The following is a 9,528-nucleotide window of genomic DNA, read 5'->3' on the forward strand; positions in this document are numbered from 1 at the left end:
TCATGCCTCCTTATATCAAAAACCGGGGCTGTTGCCGATCATGAATTACTAAAAATGTTTCCCCGACAGGCTCCTAGGGGCTTATTTTCTTTTATTGAGTGACGGAGTGACTGACATTGTAGAACACGATGAAATTATTCATGTGGTTCTTACCTCCAAAAATGCGCACGAAGCCAAGGCAAATCTGGCACGACTCATTATTGAAAGGCAGGAAAGTGTTGTCGGTTTAAGCGGACATCTTGAATTACCGCTTATCCAACAAGAGATGGGGAAAGCGGTGCGAGGTTATAAAACATCACAAAATTTTGAAGTTTTCGTACAAAATTTTCTCAAGGGTTTTTTTGATGATGAGATAAGTGCAGAAGAAGGAATCGGTTTATGGATTGAAGATCATGTTTTAAAAAAAATCACTGCCGACCATTGGCAGCATCTTGATGATGATGAATTAGTTGAGAAAATTACCGACCTTTTCCACGAGGCCCTTGCAAAGTTCAAAACAGATCATGTTACCATCGTTGTAGGACAGCGAATTTCAAGAGATTAATTTTCAAATTTCCTCTGGCAACTTAAATAGACTTGTGACGATAATCGCCGTGGAGGTGGAATATGGCAACAGAAACCAAAGCAATCGATGGTAATGTTTATCCCATCCGGCATGCGGATATCCCTTTAAAACCAACAGAACTCCCTAAAGTTGAACCAAATCAAGAGCTCCAGGGTGATCTTTCTTCTCAGGCAAGTCCATTAACCTATGCAGAAAACCCACAATCCATCCCGGCTCCAAAGGCCGATGTGGATGCCGGGCGATTTAAAGGCGAAACCAATGCTGATTCGTTGAGTTTGGAAATTGCCAAAAGTTTGCAGGAATATGGTTTGGCCGAACCGGCAGCCCGTGAGATGGCGCGAAAACTCATGCAAGAATCTCCCGCCCTTGCTTCTGCCTTGACAGAATTGGCCCAAACAAAACCGAAAATGGTTCGGGATGCCCTTTTTTTGCATTTGGTGCAGGGTTTTTTCTTTGGAACCCCGGAGGAGCGCAATGCTCAAAAAGCCAAAACAGCCATTGAAAATGCCGTGGATGAAGGAATCCGTTTTGTCAATCTTGTGCGTGATGAAATGGGTTACAATACCGATTCCCAAAAAGTGGCCATGAATTTGTTTCTTAGAAGATTCGCCGTTATGCCGAAAATCTCCGATCTCGGTTCATCCCAGGATCCCATCCCCTATGCCCTTTTTAATGCGCACCAATTAGTTATTGAAGATGAGTTGATAAAGAGGGGTTTGGAGACGGGACAGGCACATGAAGTTTCCCACACGCTGGCGGGCCATAAACAATTAAATCAAATGTATCGCTCGCTTAAAACCGATTTACAGGATGAAAAATCGGCCCATGCTTATTTTGTTTTAAGTTCTTTACCTTCAGCGGCACGTCAAATGAATGAATGGTTTTCAAACTATGGAATTGGAGCATGGGAATCTCCTGATTATTCCGCCTGGCAAGTGGCCTTGAGTGCCTATGTGAACCATTTGCGCTCGACAGGAGCTGGTGCATCCGATTACCAAGGCCAGAAAGAAGCGGTGGCCAAGGCAAGCCTTTTGGCTGCGGAAGATGGTTTGGTGAACAAGTTTGCCGGTGATTTCATGGCCCATGGAGCCAAACCTGCTGAAGCCAATATCATTGCTCGTTTGCTGGCAAAGAATCCTGCAGTCATTTCCGCGCTGATGGTGCATAAAGACAATCCCAAACTGAAGGGAAATTTTGAAGTTTACCGCTATGCGGTGGCCAAGATTGATGAAATTGGTGTGAGCGGGGCGGTCAACCAGGCTTTGATCACCTATGGAATTATTCAACCGGAGCAAACACAGACAAAATATGTGTTTAGGGATGCTGAAGATATTCCTGATGAACCCACTGCTGTCCTGGATTCTCCTGAAAGTACGATCGAAAAATCCGTTGTGAAGGCCAATCTTAAAGGAATTGCCAAAAAATCAAAGGAGGCCATGCGTCAAGTTCAAAATGCCGTTGCCGTTTTACTGGCATGCCTCAAACTGGAAGATTTGGCGGCGGAAGGAAAGGCCATGGACACTATGGAAGCCCTCAAATGGGCCCAGCGTCAGTTTGGCTGGAGGGGATTAAACGGCAAATGCACGGGGAAAACGGTTTCCCTATGTGCCCGTGTGATGGGGGAATGCATTGATCGCGGTTGGGTGAAAGAAGATGAAATTTATTTGAAAGACCCCACAAAAATGGCTCGTGGCTTGGTCGCCATGGCCCAAAAAAAATGGGAAGAGCATCGTTTGGATGCGCCCGTCAAGGAACAGGTGGTTCCAAGTTATGCGGGACTAGCTCAAGGAAGGGTACGTGAGGAAATGAGTGGGCATGCAGAAATACCCCAAATGCTTACGACCATTCCCCCTGGCAAAAAAGCAAGCGTTCTTAAAAAAATTGAAAAATCGGCCAAAAAGAGTTTTGCGGTTCCCGCCGTTTTCAAAAATCAGGACCAACAAACAATGAGCCAGTTGCAACGAGGGCTTCTTGTTGCGATTGCTTTGTGTAAGCTTAAACGGATGAATCACGGGCAATTTAACAAAACCACGCCGGCAGGTGTTTCGTTGGCAGACACTGTCGATGTCGTCAAAGTAAGAAATATTATTGATATTTACAAAGATAAATTGGGTGATTTTGATGGTGTTTATGGTCCGAAAACAAATGCCTTATATGAATTAGCCGTAAGATTGGGCGCGATTCGGGCCGAGCATGCCCTCAATGATATTTCGGCCCCTTTTCGCGATGGCGATTTCAGGGCCTTGGTCAACCAAGCCAAGCCGGGTTATTATCCTTAATCAAACCGAGGGTTCTTCATGTCATCATTTTTTGATACAGCTATTTCCGTTGCCAAAAAGGCGGCCGAGCTTCAACTAAAAGGCTTGGGCCAAAGGCACCAAATTGAATTCAAGGGCGAAATTAATCTTGTCACTGAAATTGACAAGGCTTGTGAAAAACTGATCATCGATGCCCTGCATGCGGCTTTTCCCGATCATGATATTTTGGCTGAAGAGGGCGGTGGTTTTAGAAAAAACTCTGATTTCAAATGGATTGTTGATCCACTGGATGGCACCACCAATTATGCCCACGGATATCCGCTCTTTTGCGTTTCAATGGCTCTCGAACACAAGGGGGAGGTTGTTTTGGGTATTGTTTTTGACCCTAATCGCAACGAAGTTTTTCATGCACAAAAAGGGAAGGGGGCTTTCTTAAATGATGAACCCATCCATGTGTCTTCGATTCCCTCTTTAATCTATAGCCTTGTCGCCACGGGGTTTGCTTATAATATTCGAAAAGCCAAAGAGAACAACCTCAACCATTTTCAAAACATTCTCATGGAGGCCCAAGCCGTGCGTCGCGATGGAGTGGCCGCTGTTGATTTGTGCTATGTGGCTTGTGGGCGTTACGATGGTTTTTGGGAATTGAATTTGTTTCCCTGGGATGTGGCGGCGGGCAAGCTTATTTTGGAAGAAGCCGGTGGAAAGGTCAGTTTGTTTAATGGGAATCCTTTTTCGGTTTATGACAAGGAAATTTTGGCCACCAATGGGGACATTCATCAGGAAATGGTGACCATTTTAACCAAAAAAGAAAAACAACCCCTGATGACGGTTGGATTTCCTTTCATCACCAAAAATACATGACCCAGGGCTACGATACAAAGATTGAATCCAAAACGCTCTTTAGAGTTTTTGAATTTTTGAAACTGCGAAAGTTTGACGAAGCCCAAAAACTTTTGGAGCAAGGGATTAAAGAAGCAGAAAAAAATCAGGATGATTTGCTTGCGGGGCTTTTTTACTCGGCTTATGGAGTTTTTTTCAGGCTCCAAAAAGAATTCCGGAAAGCCTGGAAATCCTATGAGAAGGCCGAAAAGCTGGTTCCGGCGGATCCCTCCCTCAAAATCATATCAGCCCGCCTGCTTCTCGATTTTTTTGGGCAGTATGACATTGTTTTGCGTAAAATGGACAAGGTTCTTGGCCTGGCCAAGGATGATTTTGTTTTTGTTCATATGGCGCACACAATAAAAGGTATGGCCTTTCTAAAAAAAGGCAACAAGGCCAAGGCCCTTGAAAGCTTGAAGCTCTCCATGGGCGACCATTTTAATGGCTTAAAAAATATGGCTGATATGCAGTTTGATTTGGTAAATGAGCTCATCAAAAAAAAATGGGGGCTCGATGAGACCCGTTTGTATCTTAAAGAAGCTCTTTTCTTCTCCAAAAAAGCCGGTGATATCAAAAGCCAGAAGATAATATGGAAATTTTTGGAACATTTTCCCTAGCGACTACCCCCTGTAGTCCCCCTTATCCCGCAAACGGGAAGGGGGACAGGTTCGTGATCTAACAATCTCCCCTCCTTGATAAGGAGGGGATAAAGGGGAGGTAGAGCCACACGATTCATGAATCTTTCCGACCTTGATTATACTTACCCCCCTACACTAGTGGTCCACTATCCTTTGGACAAACGCGAATCATCACGGATGATGGTTTTGGATCGTCAAAAAAAAACATGGCAACACTCTTTTTTTGACCGGTTTGTCGATCATTTCCAGGCGGGAGATGTGTTGGTTTTAAATGATTCAAAGGTTTTTCCCTGTCGGCTTGTGACCAAAAAGGAAACAGGGGGGAAGCTTGAATGCTTCCTGATTCGCGAGATAAAACCCAAGGTGTGGGAATGCCTGATTTCGTCTTCGAAAAAAAATCCTCCGGGGATGGAATTGTCCTTTGCCTCCGATTTAAGGGGTGTCCTTGGGGGTGAAATTGGAGACGGGTTAAGGGAAATAAGTCTTTTTTATACAGGAAACTTGTTTGAAATTTTAAGCCGTATTGGGCATGTTCCGCTGCCTCCTTATATTAAACGGGAAGATGACCCTTCTTTTGACCCGCACCGTTATCAGACTGTCTACGCCCGGCATACAGGCTCGGTGGCAGCGCCCACAGCGGGGTTTCATTTAACTCCTGCAATTTTGGATCAACTTAAAGTTAAGGGCGTGGACCTTTGTTTTGTCACCCTGCATGTGGGGTTGGGGACATTCTTGCCGGTGCGCACCGAAAATCTTAAAGACCATGTCATGCATCGCGAGTATTTTGAAATAACCGAAGGGGTTGCGCATAAGGTGAATCAGGCCAAAAAAGAAAAAAGAAAGATAAGTGTTGTGGGGACAACGGCTGTTCGTGCTTTGGAATCGGCTGCGAACAATGAGGGGGTTCTTTCTCCGATGCGTTGTTTTACCGATATTTTTATCCATCCTCCTTACCGGTTTAAAATAGTGGACCGGTTACTGACCAATTTTCATCAACCACGCTCAACCCTTTTGGCTTTGGTGTGTGCTTTTGCGGGGCATGATTTTGTGCTTGATGCCTATGGGGAGGCCATGAGAGAAAAATACCGCTTGTTTAGTTATGGAGATTGTATGTTTATCTTATAAACCTGTTTTCTACCTCCCCTTACCCCTCCTTATAAAGGAGGGGAGAATCTCCTCCCCTTTGTTCCGCAAACGGAATCCCGCTATGCGGTGATAAGGGGAGGATTAAGGTGGGGTAGATGGTTCCGATTTTTTTAAATATCAACATGACCCCCATCAAACAAAAAAAAATCACCAGTTTTGACGGTACCAAAATCACTTATTACGTCATTGGCAAAGGAAAGAAGCCCATGGTGTTGTGTAATGGGCTGGGGGGAAATCTTGCCGCGTGGAAACTTTTGTACCAGAAATTCACCAACGATTATCGTTTTATTACCTGGGACTACCGCGGGCTTTTCAAGTCGGACCCTCCACAAAACGAGCAGCACTTGGGGATTCTAGACCATGTCAAAGACCTTGAAATCATCTTATCAAAAGAAAAAGTGGACCATGCTGTTTTTGCAGGTTGGTCCATGGGTGTCCAGATTTGCCTTGAGTTTTATCGGGATCATTCCGATCTCTTTGAAGGGATGATTTTGATTAACGGAACCTTTGGCTACCCTTTCCATACGGTGCTTAACAACCCTCTGTTGCGGTATGTATTGCCAAGAGTCAATGAAATAGCAAAAAAAGTGACGCCGGCGGTTCAACCCACTCTCAAACCTTTAGCCAACAAACTCATCAATTCAAATTCATTGATTCAAATGATTCAAAAAATGGGGTTGGCTCATGAAAACATGAATATAGAAGTGTTTCAGGAGGTGGCTCGGGATCTTATTTCAATTGATTTTAATATTTACCATCAAATCATGAGGCATTTAAGTGAACATAATGCCGGCGATGTGCTGCCCATTGTGCGTGTGCCGGTGCTTATCATTACGGGAGAAAAAGATATTATCACGCCGCGCAGCACGGCCGAACGCATGGCCCACACTATTTCCAAATCAGAACTCTTCATTTTGCCCTATGGCAGTCATTACGCCCTCCTGGAATTTCCGGACATCATTAACGCCCGTATGGGCCAGTTTTTGCGGGAGCATTATCCATCAAAATAATAACCCCTCCCAACCTCCCCTTATTTTAAGGGGAGGAGTTTCTTAATGCCCCTCTTAATTTAAGAGGGGGTTATAGGGGGGTTATTCAAAGATTTTTTTCCATTCCGAAGCTGCGTCGATGGCTTGGTGGAGACGGGCCAGTTCTGCAGGAATTTTATCAGGGGCGTACCCCAATTCCTCCGCCCATACTTGAGCAAGTGTTTCAGCAAACGGAAGCCCTTGGTCGACGCGTGTAGCATACAACGAGGATCGCCGGAAATAAAAATCAGCCAGATGAATCGTCATTTCGTGCCTGATGGCAAAACGCAGCTGCGTGGCTAGCCAAGGGAATCCAGGCACGTCTGGCAGGGGTTCCCCCTTTTCCTTAAAAATTTGATACAGCGCATACGCCTCGGCACCATGGTGGGACCAAAGTTTTTCAGGGATGTCCGCTTTCTCGGCCTTGGCCTTTTGTCTTGCCTGACGGGTAGCCTCAAAAGTGGCTTCCGGGTTGATGGGATCTTTGGTGTGTGCTTCGGTCACGTTTGGAAGAACAGGTGCTTCCCCATGATGGTGAGCTTCTTGCCAGGCGGCGATGGATTCATCCACAATTTCTGCCGCCATGGTGCGGTGGGTGGTGTATTTGCCGCCGACCACTACCACCGTGCCCCCAAGTCCTTTTCCAATGTGATGTTCGCGGCTTACCTTTTGCAGACTTTTAGCATCATTTTTGTCAAATTCATCCAGATGGCCAAACAAAGGCCGCACGCCGACATAGGCACTTATGATGTCGCTGGTTTTGAGTTGTAGATGAGGGAAATAACGGTGAAGCAGGCCCATCAAATAATCCACGTCACTTTTTTCTACGACGGCTTTTTCAGGGTTTGCAGGTGTGGGGCCATCGGTGGTGCCCACAAGGGCCATGCCCGTACCAAAATCAGGGCGTGGAATCACAAACGAAATACGGCCGTTGGTGGGGTCGTTCATCACAACGGCTTCATTGACGGAGATTTTTTTAAGATCGAATAAAAAATGCACTCCCTTGCTGGGTTTAAGCCAGTTTTTCCATGATTTCCCTGTTAGTTTGCCCACCATGTCCGTCCATGGCCCGGCACAAACCACCACTTGATGGGCGCGTACAGAAATTTCATTTTCGGAATTTTCACGGTCGCGCACAATAAAACCAGTGATGCGTTCCCCTGTTTTAAGGGGTTTGATGGCTTCCACATAATTGACCGACGTGACTCCCAGAGTGTGCGCGCTTCGCAGGATTTCCAAAACCAAAAGATCATCGTTCATGCTGGCATCGTAATATTGAAACCCGCCAAGCAAACCTTCCGGATTGAGAAAAGGGTATTTTTGGGACGTTTTTTTCTTGTTAAGCCACTTATGAAAACCGGTGGCGCGAAAGAGGGCCAAAATATCATAGAGCCACATACCAAGGGTAATCAGCCATTTGCTTTTGCCCGTTTTGTAAATGGGCATAAAAAATGAAAGGGGCCGTACCATATGGGGTACTGTTTTTAGAAGAAGGAAGCGCTCGGCCAGGGCTTCGAATACGAGCTTGAATTCCATATTTTCCAGATATCTTAAACCCCCGTGAATCAGTTTGGAAGATCGCGACGAAGTGCCAAACGCAAAATCATGTTTTTCAACCAGCGCCACTTTTAAGCCCCGCATGGCCGCATCGCGGGCTGTTGAAGCCCCGGTGATACCACCCCCAATGATGAGCAGATCAAAAATTTCCTGGGAAAGTTTACTCAGGTTGAGCACCCGTGTTTTATGGGAAAATTCAGAAGGCATGCAAGGGCTTTACTAAACCATTGGGGAGATGGCCATGGTTTTTTAGTTTTCATCCCCCTTTAAAAAAGGGGGGTAGGGGGGATTTGTTCCCGAACCCGTTCCCGTATGGAAGTGGGGATGATGCGGACACGGGATCAATGCGAGAACAAATCCCCCTCAGTCCCCCTTTTTTTCAGCCAAAGGACTGATCCGTCCTTTGGCGGAAAAGGATATCCTACGGGGAAGGTTGACTTTCCCTTCCAAAAACATTAGTTCCCTACCCCTTATGCAATCAGGGTTTCCTTTATTTTATCAGCGTCGAAAAACCCGTACGGTGTGGATTGGCCAGGTGGCCGTGGGGGGGAATTATCCCATTCGTGTTCAGTCGATGGCGACAGCCGACACCAAAAACACCGAAGCTGTCATGCGTGAAATCGAACAGATGGTTACGGCTGGTTGTGAGATTGTCCGTGTCACCGTTCCCACGCAGGCTGATTGTGACAATCTGCCCAATATCCGCGCCGCCATGAAGAAGGCCGGCATTAAAGTTCCTCTCGTGGCTGATATCCATTTTACTCCTTCCATCGCCTTGAATGTGGTGCCCTATGTCGACAAGGTGCGTGTGAATCCCGGAAACTTCGTCGATAAAAAACTCTTCAAAGTCGTCGAATACACCGACAGCCAATACAAGCAGGAAGTCGAACGCCTTCGCGAAAAATTTGTCCCCCTCGTTCTTAAGTGCAAGGAATACGGCGTGGCCATGCGCATTGGCACCAACCACGGTTCGCTTTCCGACCGCATCATGAACCGCTATGGGGATACGCCCGAGGGCATGGTGGAGTCCGCCTTTGAATTCACGCGCATCTGCCGCGAGCTTGATTATCACGACATCGTTTTTTCAATGAAGGCTTCCAATGTGCAGGTGATGACGGCGGCGTATCGATTGCTGGCGCACGAGCTGGATAAGCAAGGTTGGAATTATCCCCTTCACTTAGGCGTGACCGAAGCAGGTGAAGGTGAGGACGGTCGCATCAAATCAGCCATTGGCATTGGCGCTCTCTTGGAAGATGGTTTGGGCGACACCATCCGTGTTTCCTTGACTGAAGATCCTGTTTACGAAGTTCCCGTGGCGTATGGGTTGGTGAGGAAATATAATGGCCAGTGTGTTCTACCCCACCCGGCCTCCCCTTACAAAGGGGAGGAGATTTCTCCCCTCCTTTGTTCCGCAAACGGAATCCCGCTACGCGGTGATAAGGAGGGGTCAGGGG

At 46.5% G+C, this 9,528-nt stretch carries 7 protein-coding genes and 1 pseudogene (1 of these 8 only partly in view); 7 read left to right on the forward strand and 1 reads right to left on the reverse strand.

Annotated features, from left to right (window positions below; genetic code table 11):
- The first annotated feature begins 94 nt into the window (after nt 1–94).
- The 6 genes from A2048_02205 to A2048_02230 all read left to right on the forward strand — a co-directional run bounded on the left by A2048_02205 (nt 95) and on the right by A2048_02230 (nt 6,499).
- On the forward strand, nt 95–544 hold the full coding sequence (locus A2048_02205) for a hypothetical protein (GenBank protein ID OGP08871.1): 450 nt from the start codon (nt 95–97) through the stop codon (nt 542–544).
- 62 nt (nt 545–606) lie between these two features.
- Nucleotides 607–2,844, forward strand: a complete 2,238-nt coding sequence (locus tag A2048_02210; GenBank protein ID OGP08872.1) for a hypothetical protein — start codon at nt 607–609, stop codon at nt 2,842–2,844.
- Nucleotides 2,845–2,862: 18 nt separating this feature from the next.
- A complete protein-coding gene (locus tag A2048_02215) occupies nt 2,863–3,687 on the forward strand; it encodes an inositol monophosphatase (GenBank protein ID OGP08873.1) in 825 nt (274 codons plus the stop codon).
- Nucleotides 3,684–4,322, forward strand: a complete 639-nt coding sequence (locus tag A2048_02220; GenBank protein ID OGP08874.1) for a hypothetical protein — start codon at nt 3,684–3,686, stop codon at nt 4,320–4,322. The genes A2048_02215 and A2048_02220 overlap by 4 nt, the downstream gene beginning before the upstream one ends.
- A gap of 117 nt (nt 4,323–4,439) precedes the next feature.
- Nucleotides 4,440–5,468 (forward strand): tRNA preQ1(34) S-adenosylmethionine ribosyltransferase-isomerase QueA, encoded by a 1,029-nt coding sequence (locus A2048_02225; GenBank protein ID OGP08875.1) that lies wholly within the window; start codon nt 4,440–4,442, stop codon nt 5,466–5,468.
- A 116-nt stretch (nt 5,469–5,584) separates the two neighbouring features.
- A complete protein-coding gene (locus A2048_02230) occupies nt 5,585–6,499 on the forward strand; it encodes a hypothetical protein (protein ID OGP08876.1) in 915 nt (304 codons plus the stop codon).
- 81 nt (nt 6,500–6,580) lie between these two features.
- On the opposite strand, the gene A2048_02235 is transcribed toward A2048_02230, so the two are convergent.
- Entirely contained in the window at nt 6,581–8,281 is a 1,701-nt protein-coding gene (locus A2048_02235) for a hypothetical protein (protein ID OGP08877.1), read from the reverse strand.
- Nucleotides 8,282–8,546: 265 nt separating this feature from the next.
- On the opposite strand from A2048_02235, the pseudogene A2048_02240 reads away from it, so the two are divergent.
- A pseudogene (locus tag A2048_02240) lies at nt 8,547–9,528 on the forward strand (hypothetical protein); it runs 974 nt beyond the window's last position.

The sequence above is a fragment of the Deltaproteobacteria bacterium GWA2_45_12 genome (genome assembly GCA_001797365.1).
Lineage (GTDB): Bacteria > UBA10199 > UBA10199 > UBA10199 > UBA10199 > UBA10199.